This is a genomic window from Aeromonas sp. QDB63 (genome assembly GCF_027707425.1).
Classification (GTDB): domain Bacteria; phylum Pseudomonadota; class Gammaproteobacteria; order Enterobacterales; family Aeromonadaceae; genus Aeromonas; species Aeromonas caviae.
This window is the reverse complement of the sequence record NZ_JAPCIS010000004.1, coordinates 104,723-121,661: the sequence shown is the minus strand read 5'-3', so window position 1 is coordinate 121,661 and position 16,939 is coordinate 104,723. Positions and strand designations below refer to the sequence as shown.

Below are 16,939 nucleotides of genomic sequence, written 5' to 3'. Positions count from 1 at the left end.
CTCTTTGCCGCCCGTGGCAACCGCTTGCCGCTCACGAAATTACAGAATGACCAGTTGGCCCTGGATCGCGCCCGCCTGCTGCAGCGCCTCCAGGATCGCCATCAGATCCCCGGGGGCGACCCCCACCTGGTTCACCGCCCGCACCAGATCGTCCAGGGTCGCGCCGGTATCGAGCTTGAACATCCGACCGGGATCCTGCTGCACGTTGATGGTGGAGTTGTTGGTGACCGCCGTCTGCCCGCCAGCGAGCGGATTGGGTTGGGAGACCTGCTGGTTCTCGGCGATGGTGACCGTCAGCCCACCGTGGCTGATGGCCGCCGGGCGCAGCTTGACCTCGCTCCCGATGACGATGGTCCCGGTGCGCGAATTCACGATGATCTTGGCGGACTCGCTCGCCGGGTCCACTTCCAGGTTCTCGATGGTGGAGAGGTAGGAGACCCGCTGGGCCGGATCCCGCGGCGCGAATACCTTGATGGAGGTAGCGTCCATCGCCTGGGCGGTGTTCGGACCCACCAGATCGTTGACCACGTCCGCCAGACGGCGGGCGGTGGTGAAGTCCGGCCGGTTCAGGTTGAAGGTGATGGTGTCGCCCTGGCTGAAGGAGTTGGGAACCTCCCGCTCCACGGTCGCCCCGTTGGCGATACGCCCCACTGTGGGCGTGTTCACCACCACCTTGGAGCCGTCCGCCCCTTCGGCCCCGAGGCCACCGACCACCAGGCTGCCCTGGGCCACCGCATAGACGCGGCCATCCAGTCCTTTCAGGAAGGTCTGGAGCAGGGTGCCGCCACGCAGGCTCTTCGCCTCGCCGATGGCGGAGACAGTGACGTCTATGGTCTGACCCGGCTTGGAGAAGGGGGGCAGATCCGCGTGGATGGCCACCGGCGCCACGTCCTTGATCTTGGGCTTGATGTTGTCAGGCACCTTGATGCCGAAGTTGTTGAGCATGGTCCTGAAGGTCTGCTCGGTGAAGGCGTTGTTCTTCTCCCCCGTGCCGGGCAGGCCCACCACCAGACCGTAACCGATAAGCTGGTTGCTGCGCACTCCTTCCACCGAGGCGAGGTCCTTGATGCGGGATGCGTGCGCCAGCCCGAAGGGCAGCAGGCAGCACAGCAGGGCAAGCAGACGGAATCGGTTCATGACATCTCCTAACAAAACCTTCCTGTTCCAGGGCCCGTGAACACCCCGGACTCTTGAGTCTTAAATGGGCCACCAGGGGCCGTTGAAGAAGCTGGTAAGCCAGCCCTGTTCCTGGGTGTTCGCCAGATCCCCGGTACCGCCGTAATAGATACGCGCATTGGCCACCCGCTGGGAGGAGACGCTGTTTTCCGAGCTCACGTCCTCCGGGCGCACCAGACCGGTGATACGGATGTATTCGTTGCCATTGTTGAGCATGATCCACTTCTCGCCGCGCACCAGCAGGTTGCCGTTTGGCAGTACCTTGACCACGCTGACCGAAATGTTGCCCTGCAGGCTGTTGCTCTGATCCGCCTTGGCCTGCCCCTTGAAGGCACTGTTCTGGCCGATGGAGGCCGACAGATCGTAGGGCCCCGCCGTGACCGGCACGCCACCCAGGGTGACGGGGTCGAGCGCCAGCTTGTTGTCCTTGCCGCTCTGGGTGTTGGCCTTTTTCGACGCCGAGGTCGACTCCGCCAACTGGATGGTGATGATGTCACCCACCCGGTGCGCCTTGATGTCCGAGTAGATGCCGTTGACCTGCTCGGGCTGGAAGATGGCGCCGGTCGGGCGCACCGACACCGGCTCCGACTCCCCGTAGACGGGGGCGAAATCCGGGTCATCCGGTTTGGCGGTATTGGGGGTACTGGTGCAACCCGCCAGGGTCAGCAGTCCCAGCATCCATATGGCTTTCATCATGGCACTCCTTTCATCAGGTCCGCTGGGTCAGGAAGGACATCATGGAGTCGACGGCGGAGATGACCTTGGAGTTCATCTCGTAGACCCGCTGAGCTTGGATGAGATTCACCAGCTCCTCGGTCACGTTGACGTTGGAGGTCTCCAGCATCCCCTGCTTGATCACCCCCAGCCCGTCCGCGCCGGCAGTCCCCTGAATGGGGGCGCCGCTGGACTGGGTCTCGAGGAAGAGGTTCTCCCCCATGGGCTGCAGGCCGGTGGGGTTGACGAAGTCCGTGGTGTTGATCTGGCCCACCACCTGGGACTGGCCATCCCCCTTGAGCTGGACGGAGACCTGGCCATCCTCCCCCACGGTGACGCTCTGGGCGTTCTCGGGGATCTGGATCTCCGGTTGCAACGGGTAACCGTTGCCCGGGGTGACGATGGTCCCCTCGTCGTTCAGGGTGAACTGGCCGTTGCGGGTATAGGCGGCGCTGCCATCGGGCAGCTGGATTTCGAAGTAGCCGCGACCGCTGATCATCAGATCAAGGGAGTTGTCCGTGGTCTGGACGTTGCCCTGACTGTGGTTTTTCTGGGTGGCGACCACCTTGGCCCCCGCCCCCAGCATCAGGCCGGAAGGGAGCTCGGTGTCCGCCGAGGAGCGACCGCCAGGCTGGTTGATGTTCTGATACAGCAGATCCTCGAAGATGGCTCGCGCCTTCTTGTAACCCACGGTGCTGGCGTTCGCCAGGTTGTTCGAGGTGACCGAGATGTTGGTCTGCTGGGCATCGAGGCCGGTCTTGCTGATCCAGAGTGCAGGATTCATGGGGTGCTCCTTGATTAGCTGATACGCAGCAGCTGGGTTTGTGCCTCGTCGTTCTCCTCGGCGGTCTTCATGATCTTGACCTGAGTTTCAAACTGACGTTGCAAGCGAATAAGGTTGGTCATCTCGTCGACCACGTTGACGTTGCTCCCCTCAAGGGAGCCGGCGATGAGGCCCACATCCGCAGACGCGGCCTCATTCTGGCCATCCTTACGGCGAAACAGGCCGTCCTGGCCTTTCTCCACCGCGTCTGCCGCCGGGTTGACCAGCTTGATACGCTGGAAATCTTCCGGCAGGTTGGCGGCGGCCCCCTCGGGACGGCCGCTGATGGTACCGTCACGATTGATCTCGATCTTCTCCATGGGCAGGGGCAGCACGATGGGCTGACCGGCATCATCCACTACATTCAGACCGGTGGAGGTCTGCAGATTGCCGGTGGCATTGAGCTGCAGGTTGCCCATGCGGGTATAGGCTTCCGCACCGTTGGGATCCTGCACCGCAATCCAGCCCGGCCCATCGACGGCAACGTCAAGATCCCGCCCCGTGGTCTGCAGCAGGCCGTGTTGCAAGTTCTGGCCCGGCCGCTCGGTCATGGCGAACACCCGCGTGGGCAGCCCTTCGCCAAACGCCTGCATGCTGCGCGCCTGCTCGAAGTCAGACTTGAAGCCAATGGTGTTGGCGTTGGCCAGGTTGTTGCCACGAACAGCCAGGCTGTTCATGTTCTCCTTGGCCCCGGACATGGCGATGTAAAGCAGGTGATCCATGGGATCCTCCGTCAAACAGATGACTCTCACAGCTCAACTGCAAGTTGAGTGCCAAGAGAGATGACGAAGATGGCATGAAAGGAGGAAATGAGGCGGGAAGGAAATGACAAGGGGCGCCGAAGCGCCCCTGCCAACTACCCGTCGTCTTAGCGGATCTGCAGTATGTTCTGCTGCAGGGAGCTGTTCACTTCCAGGGAACGGGAGTTCGCCTGGAAGTTGCGCTGGGCAGTAATGAGGTCGACCAGCTCGGTGGTGAGATCCACGTTGGACTGCTCCAGCGCCGACGACTTGATGGAGCCAAACGTGCCGGAGTTCGGGGTGCCGGGCAAGGCATCGCCAGAGAGCAAGGACTGGCGCCAGGAAGTGTCGCCGACCTGGGTGAGACCCTGGGCATTGGCAAACTTCGCCATGGCCACCATGGCCACCTTGACGGTGGTGGCGTTGCTGTAAGTGGCGGAGACAATGCCATCCGCCCCGATCTCCACCTTGGTCAGGCGACCGACGGTTGAGCCGTCCTGGGTCAGCTTGCTCACTTCAAAGGGGGAGGCGTACTGGGTCACGGTACCAAGCTTGAACTCAATCTCCTGGGTGCCATCGGCGCCATTGGTGATGATACCAGCCCCTGTCGTCCCCAAGGGTTCCGTCTTGATGACCGCCGGGGTGGTGGGTGTGACCATTTTGCCGGAGGCATCGAAGGTCACCCGGGCGCTCAGGGGAGCCTGGCTCAGGCCGGTCGCCATGGTGGTAGCCGCACCGCCTACGATGTCGATGGGCTTGTCCCCTTCATAGAGGTACATGCGCCAGGCAGTTGGCACCGCCGCTTGGGTAGGATCGGCCGGATCCGCTTCCTTGGTGAAGTACTGGGTGATGGTGTGTGGTTCGCCCAGGGAGTCATAGACCACCACGGAGGTGGAGGAGGAGTAGGTGGTCGAGTCCGTGGGATCGAATTTGGACGCATTGACATCCATCAGCGTTTTCGTGCTGGAAGGCAGGTTGAAGCCAGCCTCGACCGTCGTGGTCTGCACCGGCTCACCGGCCTTGTCCGGGATCTGGATGGGCTTGGTGGCATTGATGCTCACCGCCTTGGGGGTGCCATCAGAGTTGATCTCGTACCCCTGCAGATAACCGCCGGAGTTGCTCACCATATAGCTGTTTTCATTGAGCTTGAAGGCGCCCGCACGGGTGTAGGTGCGATCCAGGTTGGTCAGGCCGTCCGAGGTCACGAAGAAGCCGTTGCCCTGGATGGCAAGATCAAGCGCGTTGTTGGTGAATTGCAGCGCGCCCTGGTGGAACTGCTGAGCCACAGCGCCAGTCGCCACACCGTTGCCGACCTGGGTCTTGGCGTTGACGAAGATGGAGTTGGCGTAGACGTCGGCAAACTCGGCACGGGACTCCTTGAAGCCGGTGGTATTGACGTTGGCAATGTTGTTCGCGGTGACGTTCAGGTCTTTTTGAGCCGCATTGATGCCGCTGAGGGCATTGTTGAATGACATGTCTTTCTCCTTAGATCACTGCGTTAGAGGACGAAGCCGACTGGGTGGTGGTCTTGCCGGTCGTCGCGCCAATTTCCAATACATCGGTCAGGTAGATGCCGCCCAGTCCCTTGAGTTTGAGGGTGCTGGGGTTGGTGCTCGTTCCCAGGGTGACGCTCTCCACCTTGGCGTAAGTCAGGGCGGGGACACTCTCCGACGTGCCGTCGACGGTGGCATGCGCCTCTATCGAATACTTGCCGCTCTTGGCCTCGTTGCCGGACTTGTCCTTGCCATCCCATTCGAAGGCCACGTTCCCCTTGTGGCTCCCTTCAATGGCGAACTCCCTGATGACCTGGCCGCTCTCGTCCTTCACCGTCACCTTAATGTTGCTGCCGCCATCGCCGGTGGCGATGACCCCCGTGAGGGTGCCCCCCTTCTCCACGTAACCCGTGTTGGACGGGATCAGCACGTTCTGCCCCACCAGCGCGGAGGCCTGCAGCGCCTGGCTGGAGGTCATCAGGCTGTTGAGGCTCTCCATCTGGGTGGAGAGGCTGCTGATCCCCTGAGACGTCGACATCGAGGTCATCTGGGAAAGCATCTGGGCGTTGTCCACCGGTTTGAACGGATCCTGATAGGAGAGCTGCATTGTCAGCAGTTTCAGGAAGGACTCCTGATCCAGCTCCTTTTTCTGGGTACTGGTGTTGACAGTACTGGTCTGGGCCGACGTCGTCCGGTTGACGCCCAGCAGGCTGTCATAGGTATCTGCCACTTATGCTCCCCCCTCTAGGGCGTGCCCACTGGGCCGATTGTTGCCGCCTGGCAGGCGATCACGGGTCACTCTCATCCGGGTTCACCTCTGTCAGGACTTGCCCAGACCCAGGGTCTGCTGCAACATTTTCTTGGCCGCATCGGCCACCTGGACGTTGGTCTGGTAGCTGCGCGACGCCGCTATCATGTCCGCCATCTCTTCCACCATGTTGACGTTGGGCTTGAAGATGAAGCCATCCTTGTCCGCCATGGGGTGATTCGGGTTGTACTCCTTGAGCAGGGGCGCATCACTCTCGACGATGCCCTTCACATCCACCCCGACCGAGGCCTGCTTGTCGGACATGGCCTGATCCAACTGGGCGGCAAAGACTGGCCGCCTGGCGTGGTAAGTTTTTTCCACGCTGGAGCTGACGCTGTCAGCGTTGGCCATGTTGCTCGCCACCGTGTTGAGGCGAACGGACTGCGCGCTCATGGCTGAGCCTGCAATGTCAAAGACCTTGAACAAACTCATCCTTGCTCTCCTTTCAGTGCCTTGAGCAGGCCGCTTATCTTGCTGTTCATGAATTCAAGAGAGGCCTGGTATTCAAGGCTGTTGCGCAGGAACTCGCTGCGCTCCTGCTGTACGTCCACCGTGTTGCCGTCACCGGTATCCGGTTGCAGGGGATTGCGGTACTGGGTCGTGCCCGGGGAATCCATCTGCAAGGCGAAGTGCTTCTCGCTGGTAGTGCTGAGCCCGAACCCTTGCTGGCCCTGGGCATCCTGCAACGCTTGTGAGAAGTTGATGTCACGGGCCTTGAAACCCGGCGTATCCGCATTGGCGATGTTGCTGGACAACACCTCGGCACGCTTGGCGCGCACGCTCAGCGTGTACTGATGAACACCAAATGCCTTGTCGAATGAAATTGCCATAGCACACCTCCTGCTTCATGGATATTTAGCAAGAGGTGTGCCAAGAGGGTATTGAGCGGGGTTATTTGACCTTGTAGACGATGCCGGGGTTGCAGCGGATCATCTCGAACTTATCGGTGAGGCCAGCCAGAGACTCGGAGGCCCCCAGCATCAGGTAGCCGCCAGGATTGAGGCTGCTGGCGAACTGGTTGAGGATCTTGGATTTCACTTCGGGCGCAAAGTAGATGAGCACGTTGCGACAGAAGATGATGTCAAACTTGCCGAGCAGGCTGTAGCTCTCCAGCAGGTTGAGGGGACGGAAGCTGGTCAATTTTCTGACACGTTCCACCACCCGCATCTTGTTGTCGCCATAGGGTTCGAAAAAGAGTCGCTTGCGCTCGGGGGAAAGCCCGCGAGCCAGTGCAAGGCTATCGTAGATCCCTTCCTTACACTGGTTCAGCATGGTGCTGGATATATCGGTCCCTACTATTTGCACCCCGCCCGGCATGCTACCCGGCCGTTTAACTTGCTGCTCCAGCGCCGTCATGGCGATGGAGTAGGGCTCCTGTCCGGACGAAGAGGCGGCAGACCATATCTTGATGGTGCGACCGCTCTTACCAAGCTCCGGGAAAATCTTGTCACTCAATAACTGGAACGGATAGGTATCGCGAAACCACAAAGTCTCGTTGGTGGTCATGGCATCGATCACTGCCATCTTGAGTTCCCGCTCGCGCACGCTCATCGCCCGGGTGACCAGATCAGACAGACTCTCGATACCAAACTGAGTCATCAAGGGCGACAGGCGGCTTTTAACCAGATACTGTTTGTTGTCACCCAGTACTATGCCGCTCTGTTGTGCCAGAAAATTGCTGAATTGCCTGTATAAGTCGTCCGAAAGTGTCTTCATGCAGTTGTTCTTCTTGATTAGAGAGCGCCTTGTACGGCCTTGGCCAATTCATCCGGCTGGAATTTGGCAATGAAATTGTTCGCTCCGACTTTCTGCACCATGGCCTGATTGAACACCCCACTGAGGGAAGTGTGCAGGATAACATGCAAATCCTTGAGGTTGGGATTGTTGCGGATCTCGGCGGTGAAGGTATAACCATCCATCTCCGGCATTTCAATATCTGAAATAACCAATGCAATCTGATCATGTATGGGGCCATTTTTGGACATCTCCAACAACATGTTGAGCGCTTCCCGTCCATCCTTGGCCAGCACGCACTGCACCCCGATAGCCTCCAGTGCACGTTGTACCTGCTTGCGCGCAACCGAAGAGTCGTCCGCAACCAGCACGGGACGCCCGTGAGGATTGCGCTCCACGCTTGCTTCCACCAACTCGGTGGACACCTCAGTGGAGACCGGCGAAATCTCGTTGAGAATGCGCTCCACGTCCAAGATCTCCACCAGCTCGCCATCTACCTCGGTCACTGCCGTCATGTAGTTGATGCGACCAGCCCCTTTGGGTGGCGGCAGAATGGACTCCCAGTTCATGTTGATGATGCGCTCGACCGAGTGGACCAGGAACCCCTGAATGGAGCGGTTGTACTCGGAGATGATGATGAAGCACTTGGAGAGATCCTGGATGGGGCGCTTGCCCATCGCCATGCTGAGATCGATCACCGAGATGGTCTGGCCACGGATATGTGCCACGCCGCGAATGCAGGAGTTGAGCTTGGGCATGACGGTCAGAGGGGGACACTGCAGCACCTCGCGTACCTTGAATACGTTGATGCCAAATCTTTGACGTCCATTGAGACGAAACAGCAGCAGCTCCAGCCTATTTTGTCCCACTAATTGGGTTCGCTGGTTAACCGAGTCCAGAACACTCGCCATAAACACTCCCTAAAAATGCTTGGCACTGATCGTGCATATCATTATGCATGCACATTGGCTTGCATCAGACCATCGTTGTTTCAACAACAGAATAATTCTGGAGCAAGCATAGTTAACTACGGTGGTATACGTGAATAACTTATCGACCGGTAAGCAAAAATGATTAGTAGACTTTTCCTTATCTTACTGCCGTTTTGCAGTCTGTCTCACGCCATGGCGTCCGAGGTCACCGACTATCTGCAAGAACAGGCACAGGCGTTCGTGCTCGACCAGCTCGATATTCCCCTCGATGCACAGGCCGACGTCAAGGCCGGCACCATTGACGAGCGCCTCCCCCTCACGCGCTGCGAAGATGCCCTCACCATTTCCCTCCCCGCCCGGATGGAGATCCGTCGCAACACCACCGTCTACCTCAAGTGCGAGGGAGATAAATCCTGGGATCTCTATCTCCCTGTCCGGGTCAGCATCCAGAAACCCTATGTCACCGTCGCCGTCCCGGTTGCCAAGGGAGACATCCTGAGCGAACCGATGCTGACCTTGGCATACCAGGACCAAACCCTGATCCGTGGCGACTACCTTACCGATCCGACCGCACTCATCGGGGTACGCAGCAAACGTGAGCTCAAACCGGGCCAGCCAATCAGACTGACCCAGGTCTGCGTGGTCTGCAAGGGGGACCAGGTCACCCTGAGTGCTGAAAACAGCAGCATGCAGATCAAAACCATGGCCCGCGCCTTGCAAGATGGCAGCTTCGGAGACATGATCCGGCTTGTCAACACGCGCTCGGGCAGAACGGTGCAAGGCCAGGTCAGTGCAGTGGGCTCCGTGATTGTGACATTCTGACACATGAATGCACTGCGCAATTTTTTTCTAAAGTTCTGACCGCCGTCACCGATACACAGGTAAGCGAACAGTAAAGCAGACGAAGGTAAACCTTATGGCTATCAACAATATCAACAACTTGGCTAACAACCGCCTGCAAAACAGCGGCAGCAGTCAAGGTGTAGCCACCAAGCCGGCGACCTCCAGCGAGGGCAGCCGTGCGACCACCGTCAAGAGCGACTCTGTCTCCTTGACCAGTGAGGCGCAGCAATTGCAGCAGATGCAGAAGACCCTCAACACCGCCTCCACCGGTAACGAGAGCCGCGTCGAGAGCCTGAAGAAGGCCGTGGCCAGTGGGGAGTACAAGGTCAACAGCGAAACCGTGGCCAGAAAGATGTTCAGCTTTGAAGCCGATCTGGATAAACGGTTGGGATGATGGACCTCCCTTCGCTGCTGCGCGCTCAGGACGACAACCTCTCCCAGATGCAAGGCTTGCTGGCAGAGGAGTTCGACCTCCTCAAGGCTCACCGGGCCCTTGCCTTGCCGGCACTCGCCGATCGCAAGCAGCAACTGCTGGTGGCCATCGAAACGCTGGACAAGACTCTGGCGGAGCTACCCGACCTGAAGCAACAGCTGAGCGCCTTCCCGACCCAATTGCAGGCCCTTCAAGCCAAGCTGGAAGCCTGCCAGGAGCAGAACAATCTCAACGGACGTCTGCTCGAACTCAGTATTGTCTCCAATCGCCGTCTCGCCAGCTTCCTCAGCAAGCTCAGAGACAGCAGCTCCCTGACCTATGACGCCAAAGGCAATACCCGCTCAGGCACCCGCTCTTTCGGGATCAAGGCCTGATCTCCTCTCCCCCTTCGGGCTTCCTCTCCTTTTGGGCCCCTAGTCAGAGCACCAGCTGCATCAGGGTTTCTCCATCCTTGCAGGCATGAATGCTCATGCGGCCCTCGTGATATCGCCCATAACTGGCCACCCACTCGCCCCTTGGAAAACAGATAGACCCCGGGTTCATCAGGATCATCTCTCCTTCCTGACATAGCACAGGCACATGGGTATGACCGCTGATGAACAGGCTCCCTGCAGGCAGGGGCACGTTGCTGGGCTCATAGAGATGACCGTGGCTGACAAACCAACGCCGCCCATCCACCAGTAGCTGGTTGTAGGGCGCCGTGATGGGGAAGTGGAGCAGCATCTGGTCCACCTCCGAATCGCAATTGCCACGCACCGCCATGATGCGGGGGGCCAGCTGGTTGAGCCTTGCAGCCACGGCAGCAGGATCATACCCCGCCGGCACCGGATTGCGCGGCCCGTGATTGAGCAGATCCCCGAGCAGCAGATAGTGATCAGGCTGCCAGGGAGCGAGTTGCGCCAGCACCTGCTCGAGGGCAGTCAGACTGCCGTGCAGATCCGAGATAATAGCAATCTTCATTCCACACTCCTCATGGCTGGCTGAAATAGAGATCCTTGGTGGCGATGGCGCCCTTGAGGTTGCGGCTCGGCAAGCCGCGCAGTGCCGGGTCCACCAGTCTCATCTGGTTGTAGTGATAGACGGGGATGACGGGCACCTCCTCCATCAGCAGTTGCTCGGCCTGATGATAGATCCCGGACCTAACGTTGGCATCCAGGGTCTCGGAGGCCTGCTGCAGCAGACCATCGAAGACGGGGTTGCAGTAGCCGCTCTCGTTCTGGGGATCCTGGCAGCGGAAACTGCCAAGCATGGACGACGGCTCGACATAATCACCAAACAAAAATGAACGAGCCAGCATGAAATCACCACTGTTCTTGGCCACCTGATAAGCATTCCACTCCATGTTGTTGAGGGAGACTTCTACCCCCAGCGGTTTCCACATGGCCGCCACCGCCAGAGCCAGCTTCTTGTGGTTCTCCGACGTGTTGTAGGTCAGTGTCAACCTGAGAGGATGGGCGCTGTTGTAGCCTGCCTGGGCCAACAGCGCGGCTGCGCGGGCCAACCGAGTTGACTGGTCTTCCCGGGAGAGGGGGATATCCAGTTCGTCATAACCTGGCATGGCGGGCAGCAATGACCAGGCAGGACGTTCTCCCTGGCCGCTCACCTTCTCGGTCAGCAGGTAGCGATCAATGGCCATGGAGAGCGCTTGGCGCACCCGCACATCCTGCAATTCAGGGAGATTGAGATTGAAGGTATAAAGATAGGTGCCAAGCAGCGGCAAACCCCAGATCCGCTCCGGTGCCTCCTGCATGGTCTTCTGGTAGTACTCCAGCGCCACCTTGTTGGTGAGCTGGATCTCCCCCGCTTCGTAACGCAGCCGCTCCCCATGCTGGGAAGCGAGCGGCAGGTAGGTCACCCGCTGGATCCGGGTATGGGCGTCATCCCAGTACTGGGGGTTGCGCTCGGCTTCGATGCGCTCGTTCACCACCCAGCTCGCCAGCTTGTAAGGGCCATTGCTCACCATCTTGCCTGGCTGGGTCCACTGCTTGCCAAACTGGGTGATGACCCGTTCGTTGACCGGCACGAAGGGACGCTGGCTGACCAGTTGCAGGAAATAGGGAACGGGACGCTCCAGGGTCACTTTCAGGATCTGGTCGCTTTCGGCCTCCACCCCCAGGGCATCGAGATCGAGCGCACCGGCATAAATGGACTGGGCATTGTTGATGCCGGTCGCCAGCAACAGGCCAGCGGAGGGGGAAGCCTGCGCCGGATTCAGCAGCCGCCGCCAGGCGTAGACGAAATCCCGGGCTGTGAGGGGCTCGCCGTTGGACCATTTGAGCTGGGGACGCAGAAAGAAACGCCACACCAGTCCATCCTCGCTGGTCTCCCAGCGCTGGGCCTGGGCGGGCACTATCATGCCCTGTCCATCCTCGCTCACCAGCCCCTCGAACAGGTCCACCAGCACCACCTCCCCTGGGAAGCCGGAGCGGATCAGGGCCGGATCGAGGGACTCGGGTTCGGCGCCATTGCCTTTGACCAGGGTTTGTCTATCTGAAATGTAAGTCTGCTCAACCACGCTACTAGCCAGTGACGGCGGCACCGCCATCAACCCAAGCAGTAAGGGAGATAGCCAGCGACGGGCTGGCCTGACGGCGAAACGGTAAAACATACATTAACCTCGTTCAATTCTTTTGACTGCAATAGGGAGAAGGCCGGCGGCGCGCCTGGAAACGAATGCATGATGCCGCGCTTGTTATCCCCGAAGACGGCCCGTATTGTATCGGGCCTGCCCGATAGAGGGAGTCTTCCGGGCTATTTTTTTCATGGTTTTATGACGACACGGCCGCCACGGGTGCGTGCGACAGCAAGAAGGCACGCTCCCCTGCCCCGTAAGCAATCGGCCCGGGGTGATATGTCGCCTGTAGGTCCGGTTGTCGTCTACCGTTTCAGGGGTCTTTATGGGTTACGAATGGTTGGCGCTGGCTGCCGCCAGTTTATGGGCGATCGCCGCCCTCATCTCCGTCAAACCGGCTCGCCATCTGGGGGCCTTTGCCTACAGCCGCTGGCGGATGTTCCTGGTCAGCCTGATGCTGGCCAGCGCAAGTCTGGTGACGGGAGGCTGGCAGACCCTCACCGAGAGCGCCCTTCCCCTGCTGGCCCTCTCCGGCCTCATCGGCATCTTCGTCGGCGATACTGCCCTCTTTGCCTGCATGAACCGGCTCGGTCCCAGGCGCAGTGGCCTGCTCTTCTCCTGCCACGCCCTCTTCTCCGCCCTGCTCGGGCTCTGGCTCTTTGGCGAGCGGCTCGATGGCTGGCGCCTGCCGGGCGCCTTGCTGGTCCTGGCCGGGGTCATGCTCGCCATCCTGTTTGGTCGTCGTGGCGACAACCAGCAGAACGAATGGGAGCAGGTGCGTGGCCGCCTCGTGGTCGGCATAGCCCTTGGCCTTACCGCAGCCCTCTGCCAGAGCCTCGGAGCGATCATCGCCAAGCCGGTGATGATGAGCGGCACCGTGGACGCAGTGAGCGCTTCTGGCGTGCGCATGGGCAGCGCCCTCTTGGCACACTGCGTCTTGCGGGCGCTGCGCCTGCCGCTCGCCATGCCGCACAACCCCATCAACCGGCAGGTGCTCGGCATGATAGGTATCAACGGATTTCTGGCGATGACGCTGGGAATGACCCTGATCCTGGTGGCCCTGCGTCAGGGAGATGTGGGCATGGTGGCCATCTTGTCTTCCACCACACCGGTCATTCTGCTGCCCTTGCTGTGGTGGCACTCGGGGATGCGTCCCTCGCTCCCCGCCTGGGCCGGAGCCCTGCTGGCCACCCTGGGCACGGCCCTGGTGCTGGGAATGGGGAACTGAGCCCCGTCTCTCCTGCAAGAAGGAAGGACCAACACGCCCATCGGCGGCTCTGAGCCGCCGATGCTCCCCCGCGCCGGACAGGGAGAGAGGCGATCGCGCCCCTAGAACAGAGCCACTTCCTCTTCGGTCAGCTCCCGGTATTCCCCCGGTGCCAGCTCATCGTCCAGAGTCAGATCGCCGATGCGTTCCCGATGCAACCCGACCACCTTGTTGCCGATGGCGGCGAACATCCGCTTCACCTGGTGATACTTGCCCTCGTGGATGGTCAGGCGTGCTTCTCGCTCGTCCAGGATCTCCAGCTCCGCAGGGCGGGTCTTGTCGTTCTCGTTGCGCAGATAGATACCGTCAGCAAAGAGCGAGATGGCCTCTTCACTCACGGGGTCAGCCAGCCAAACATGGTAGGTCTTGGCACACTCGTGACGGGGCGACGTGATGCGATGGGACCACTGGCCATCATCGGTGATCAGCACCAGCCCGGTGGTATCGAGATCGAGGCGCCCCACCACATGCAGTTTGCCCATGGCCGGCTCGTCGAGCAGGTGGAACACGGTGGCGTGATCCGGATCCTCGTTGGAGCAGACATATCCTTCCGGCTTGTGCAGCATGAAGTAGCGATTCTGCAGGTTCAGGGTCAAGGTCACACCGTCAAACTCGATCTGGTGTTGCTCATTGATGTGAAAGGCGGGCTGCTTGACCAGCACGCCGTCTACCAGCACTTCCCCCTGACGGATCAGCTTGCCCGCCTGGGAACGGGTCAAATCGGAGCAATCGCAAAGAAATTTGTCGAGCCGCATGCAAAAACCTCGGAATCCATCATGATTGGGGGCGACATTATATCGGTCAGACCCGACAACACCAGTACTAAGCGACAGGGACTCAAGATGGCGCCTGACGCCATGATGTGCCAGTGATAGACTGCCGTCAGCAGACCGACATCACACATAATAAAGTGATAGACTGCCGTCAGCAGACCGACATCACACATAATAATAAGCCCAGGATGTACCCATGAAGCCGACGAAGTCTCACCCCGTCATCCCCGTCAGCCAGTTGAAACCTGGCATGTATGTCATTGCCATTGCCAGCCAGACCGGCGCCATGGAAATTGCCCAGACGGGCATGGTGACCAACCCTCAACAGGTGGAGGCACTGAACCAGCGCGGCGTGCTGACGGTGCGGGTCGATCTTGCCCGCAGCAAGCTGCCGGGAGGTGGCATGGCAAGCCCGGCGGATGTGGTAACAAACGGGGCGGGCTCCTCTCGTCAGATCGGCAGTGGTGAAGGGCGCGAGCTCAAGATCCGTCGGCTCTATCAGGAAGCGCGCGAACTCCAGGGCAAGTTCATTCGCCATCTCAAGGCCGGTGAGCCCATCGACATCACGCCCCTTGCCGCCGTGGCCGAAGAGATGGTCGATACCATGTTCACCCACGGCGATGCCATGCTCTGTTTGGCGCGGATCCGTGCCAAGGATGCCTACCTGATGGAGCACTCCATGAATGTCGCCATCCTCCTGGCGAACTTCGGCCGCTATCTGGGGCTGGATCGCAGCGTGCTCAAGGAGCTGACCCTGGGTGGCCTGCTCCACGACGTGGGCAAGATCATGACCCCGGACGAGGTGCTCAACAAACCGGGCAAGCTCACCGATGAGGAGCTGGAGGTGATGCGCGAGCACGTCATCCACAGCCACGACATCCTGGCCGCCACCGCCGGCATCACCCCCATCATGCTGGAAGTCGCTTCCAATCATCACGAACGGATCGATGGCACCGGCTACCCGCGGCGCCTCAAGGGGGATCAGCTCTCCCTCTACACCCGCATGAGTGGCATCGTCGATGTCTACGATGCGGTGACGGCAGACAGGGTCTACAAACAAGGCATGCAGCCTACCCAGGCGTTTCGCATTTTGCTCAAGGGGGTTGATCTGCATTTTGATGCCGACCTGGTGACCAAATTCATCAAGTGCATGGGGGTCTATCCGGTGGGCACCCTGGTGCAGCTCTCCAACCAACGTTTGGCTGTCGTAATGCAACGCAATGAACAACAACCGCTCAAGCCCGTGGTCAAGGTGATCTATCACGCCGGTCGTCGACACTATCTCGATGTGCAGTGGCTGGATCTCGCTAAGAAAGGGGTTCAAGAGACCATAGAGAGCACGGTGGACCCCAAGGAGTTTGGCATCAACCTGGCCAACTTCGTCTAACCTGTCCGGCTTGTTGACGGCTGCTCGCGGCAATGGAATACCTCCGGTTAGCCATCGACGCCAACCCGTCAATCGGGGCGCTCACTTTTTAGCTTAGCCCGCCCGCGCTCGCCCGGTGTGCAGGTAGACACCTGCGCCCTTGACGGTGCCCACCCTGTAGCAGGTATGCTCGACCCCTTCGGCGCCCTGCCGTGCGGGCGCCGCTCAAACAAGGATGCCGCATGCAAACCAAGGACAAGTGTCTGGCCGCCCTGGTCATTCTCTGCTGGGGACTCAACTTCGTCGCCATCAAGTGGGGGCTGGAAGGCATCCCCCCACTGCTGCTGGGAGCACTGCGTTTCGTCGGAGTCGTCTTCCCGGCCATTCTGCTGGTCCCCAGGCCTGCCATGCCCTGGCGCTGGCTGCTGGCTTATGGCGGTGCGATCAGCCTGGGCCAGTTTGCCTTCCTGTTCTGCGCCATGAAATTCGGCATGCCCGCCGGCATGGCCTCCCTGGTGCTGCAATCCCAGGTGGTCTTCACCCTGCTGTTCGCCATGATCTGGCTCGGAGAGCGCTGGCAGCCCCACCACTGGGTGGCACTGCCGCTGGCGGGAGCAGGTCTTTATCTCATTGCCACCCATGGCGAGGGCAACCTCACCCTCATCGGGTTTGTGCTGACGCTGTGCGCAGCCGCCTGCTGGGGCCTTGGCAACGTCATCAATCGCCAGATAGGTCTGCGCTATCGCACCTCTCTGCCGAGCCTGGTCGCCTGGGGCGGGCTGGTGCCCATCCTGCCCTTCTTCGCGCTCTCCTGGCTGTTCGAGGGGCCCGAACTCATCGCAAGCAGCCTGCTCAACATCCGTTGGCAGGGCGTCTTGTGCGTGCTCTATCTCTCGTTTATCGCCACCTGGCTCGGTTATGGCCTGTGGGGGAGGCTGCTGATGCGCTATCCGGTGGCCCAGGTTGCCCCCCTCTCCCTGCTGGTGCCCTGTGTCGGCATGGTGGCCGCCGCCCTGCTGCTCGATGAACACCCCACTCCCCTGCAATGGCTGGGCTCGGGTCTGGTGCTGCTCGGCTTCGTGGTGCATCTGCTGGGGGGCAAGATGCGCTTCTTGAAGACCCAAACCGAGGATTGACCTCGCCCGGGAAACTTCCCATCATGGGTCAGGCCCTCTTGGGCCCACCCCGTTATTTCGGCAGGATGCCATCATCAGGAGAGCAAGGACATGCGTCATCCGTCACTTTCGATCATTCCCTCTTTACCA

At 60.1% G+C, this 16,939-nt stretch carries 19 protein-coding genes; 6 read left to right on the top strand and 13 right to left on the bottom strand.

What is annotated here, in order from left to right:
- Window positions 1-39 precede the first annotated feature (39 nt).
- The 10 genes from PG879_RS04520 to PG879_RS04475 all read right to left on the bottom strand — a co-directional run bounded on the left by PG879_RS04520 (window position 40) and on the right by PG879_RS04475 (window position 8,399).
- Window positions 40-1,137 carry a flagellar basal body P-ring protein FlgI gene (locus PG879_RS04520; RefSeq protein ID WP_010675288.1) on the bottom strand — a complete coding sequence of 366 codons (1,098 nt, stop codon included), beginning with the start codon at window positions 1,135-1,137 and terminating at the stop codon, window positions 40-42.
- Window positions 1,138-1,197: 60 nt separating this feature from the next.
- On the bottom strand, window positions 1,198-1,869 hold the full coding sequence (flgH, locus tag PG879_RS04515; protein ID WP_010675289.1) for a flagellar basal body L-ring protein FlgH: 672 nt from the start codon (window positions 1,867-1,869) through the stop codon (window positions 1,198-1,200).
- Window positions 1,870-1,885: 16 nt separating this feature from the next.
- Window positions 1,886-2,674 (bottom strand): flagellar basal-body rod protein FlgG, encoded by a 789-nt coding sequence (flgG, locus tag PG879_RS04510; protein ID WP_010675290.1) that lies wholly within the window; start codon window positions 2,672-2,674, stop codon window positions 1,886-1,888.
- Window positions 2,675-2,688: 14 nt separating this feature from the next.
- Window positions 2,689-3,435: a flagellar basal-body rod protein FlgF gene (flgF, locus tag PG879_RS04505; protein WP_042648967.1), complete on the bottom strand. Its 747-nt coding sequence runs from the start codon at window positions 3,433-3,435 to the stop codon at window positions 2,689-2,691.
- A 146-nt stretch (window positions 3,436-3,581) separates the two neighbouring features.
- Window positions 3,582-4,928, bottom strand: coding sequence for a flagellar hook protein FlgE (gene flgE / locus PG879_RS04500; RefSeq protein ID WP_053288340.1), 1,347 nt, complete (start codon window positions 4,926-4,928; stop codon window positions 3,582-3,584).
- A 10-nt stretch (window positions 4,929-4,938) separates the two neighbouring features.
- Window positions 4,939-5,676: a flagellar hook assembly protein FlgD gene (locus tag PG879_RS04495; protein WP_053288339.1), complete on the bottom strand. Its 738-nt coding sequence runs from the start codon at window positions 5,674-5,676 to the stop codon at window positions 4,939-4,941.
- Window positions 5,677-5,766: 90 nt separating this feature from the next.
- Window positions 5,767-6,186 carry a flagellar basal body rod protein FlgC gene (gene flgC, locus PG879_RS04490; RefSeq protein WP_005329775.1) on the bottom strand — a complete coding sequence of 140 codons (420 nt, stop codon included), beginning with the start codon at window positions 6,184-6,186 and terminating at the stop codon, window positions 5,767-5,769.
- Window positions 6,183-6,584, bottom strand: coding sequence for a flagellar basal body rod protein FlgB (flgB, locus tag PG879_RS04485; RefSeq protein WP_053288337.1), 402 nt, complete (start codon window positions 6,582-6,584; stop codon window positions 6,183-6,185). The genes flgC and flgB overlap by 4 nt, the downstream gene beginning before the upstream one ends.
- 61 nt (window positions 6,585-6,645) lie before the next feature.
- Window positions 6,646-7,470, bottom strand: a complete 825-nt coding sequence (locus PG879_RS04480; RefSeq protein WP_052815061.1) for a CheR family methyltransferase — start codon at window positions 7,468-7,470, stop codon at window positions 6,646-6,648.
- Window positions 7,471-7,487: 17 nt separating this feature from the next.
- On the bottom strand, window positions 7,488-8,399 hold the full coding sequence (locus PG879_RS04475; protein WP_053288335.1) for a chemotaxis protein CheV: 912 nt from the start codon (window positions 8,397-8,399) through the stop codon (window positions 7,488-7,490).
- Between the two features lie 237 nt (window positions 8,400-8,636).
- Here PG879_RS04475 and flgA point away from each other — a divergent pair, with 237 nt between their 5' ends.
- The 3 genes from flgA (at window position 8,637) to PG879_RS04460 (ending at window position 10,070) form a co-directional block, all read left to right on the top strand.
- On the top strand, window positions 8,637-9,242 hold the full coding sequence (flgA, locus tag PG879_RS04470; protein WP_069652580.1) for a flagellar basal body P-ring formation chaperone FlgA: 606 nt from the start codon (window positions 8,637-8,639) through the stop codon (window positions 9,240-9,242).
- Between the two features lie 94 nt (window positions 9,243-9,336).
- A complete protein-coding gene (gene flgM, locus PG879_RS04465) occupies window positions 9,337-9,657 on the top strand; it encodes a flagellar biosynthesis anti-sigma factor FlgM (protein WP_069652526.1) in 321 nt (106 codons plus the stop codon).
- Complete coding sequence (locus PG879_RS04460) at window positions 9,654-10,070, top strand: flagella synthesis protein FlgN (protein ID WP_052815062.1); 417 nt, start codon at window positions 9,654-9,656, stop codon at window positions 10,068-10,070. The genes flgM and PG879_RS04460 overlap by 4 nt, the downstream gene beginning before the upstream one ends.
- 43 nt (window positions 10,071-10,113) lie before the next feature.
- Here the strand turns inward: PG879_RS04460 and yfcE are convergent, their stop codons facing one another.
- Together yfcE and PG879_RS04450 are read right to left on the bottom strand one after the other, a co-directional pair.
- Window positions 10,114-10,656 carry a phosphodiesterase gene (yfcE, locus tag PG879_RS04455; RefSeq protein ID WP_069652525.1) on the bottom strand — a complete coding sequence of 181 codons (543 nt, stop codon included), beginning with the start codon at window positions 10,654-10,656 and terminating at the stop codon, window positions 10,114-10,116.
- A gap of 10 nt (window positions 10,657-10,666) precedes the next feature.
- Window positions 10,667-12,304: a peptide ABC transporter substrate-binding protein gene (locus PG879_RS04450; RefSeq protein ID WP_052814883.1), complete on the bottom strand. Its 1,638-nt coding sequence runs from the start codon at window positions 12,302-12,304 to the stop codon at window positions 10,667-10,669.
- A gap of 289 nt (window positions 12,305-12,593) precedes the next feature.
- Between PG879_RS04450 and PG879_RS04445 the strand changes: the two genes are divergently transcribed.
- Window positions 12,594-13,496 carry a DMT family transporter gene (locus PG879_RS04445; protein WP_010675302.1) on the top strand — a complete coding sequence of 301 codons (903 nt, stop codon included), beginning with the start codon at window positions 12,594-12,596 and terminating at the stop codon, window positions 13,494-13,496.
- Window positions 13,497-13,597: 101 nt separating this feature from the next.
- Here the strand turns inward: PG879_RS04445 and rsuA are convergent, their stop codons facing one another.
- Entirely contained in the window at window positions 13,598-14,290 is a 693-nt protein-coding gene (gene rsuA / locus PG879_RS04440) for a 16S rRNA pseudouridine(516) synthase RsuA (RefSeq protein WP_201985122.1), read from the bottom strand.
- Between the two features lie 214 nt (window positions 14,291-14,504).
- Here rsuA and PG879_RS04435 point away from each other — a divergent pair, with 214 nt between their 5' ends.
- Both PG879_RS04435 and PG879_RS04430 read left to right on the top strand, forming a co-directional pair.
- Window positions 14,505-15,695, top strand: coding sequence for an HD-GYP domain-containing protein (locus PG879_RS04435; RefSeq protein ID WP_201985123.1), 1,191 nt, complete (start codon window positions 14,505-14,507; stop codon window positions 15,693-15,695).
- A 221-nt stretch (window positions 15,696-15,916) separates the two neighbouring features.
- Window positions 15,917-16,810, top strand: a complete 894-nt coding sequence (locus PG879_RS04430) for an EamA family transporter (RefSeq protein ID WP_010675306.1) — start codon at window positions 15,917-15,919, stop codon at window positions 16,808-16,810.
- Window positions 16,811-16,939: the final 129 nt, after the last annotated feature.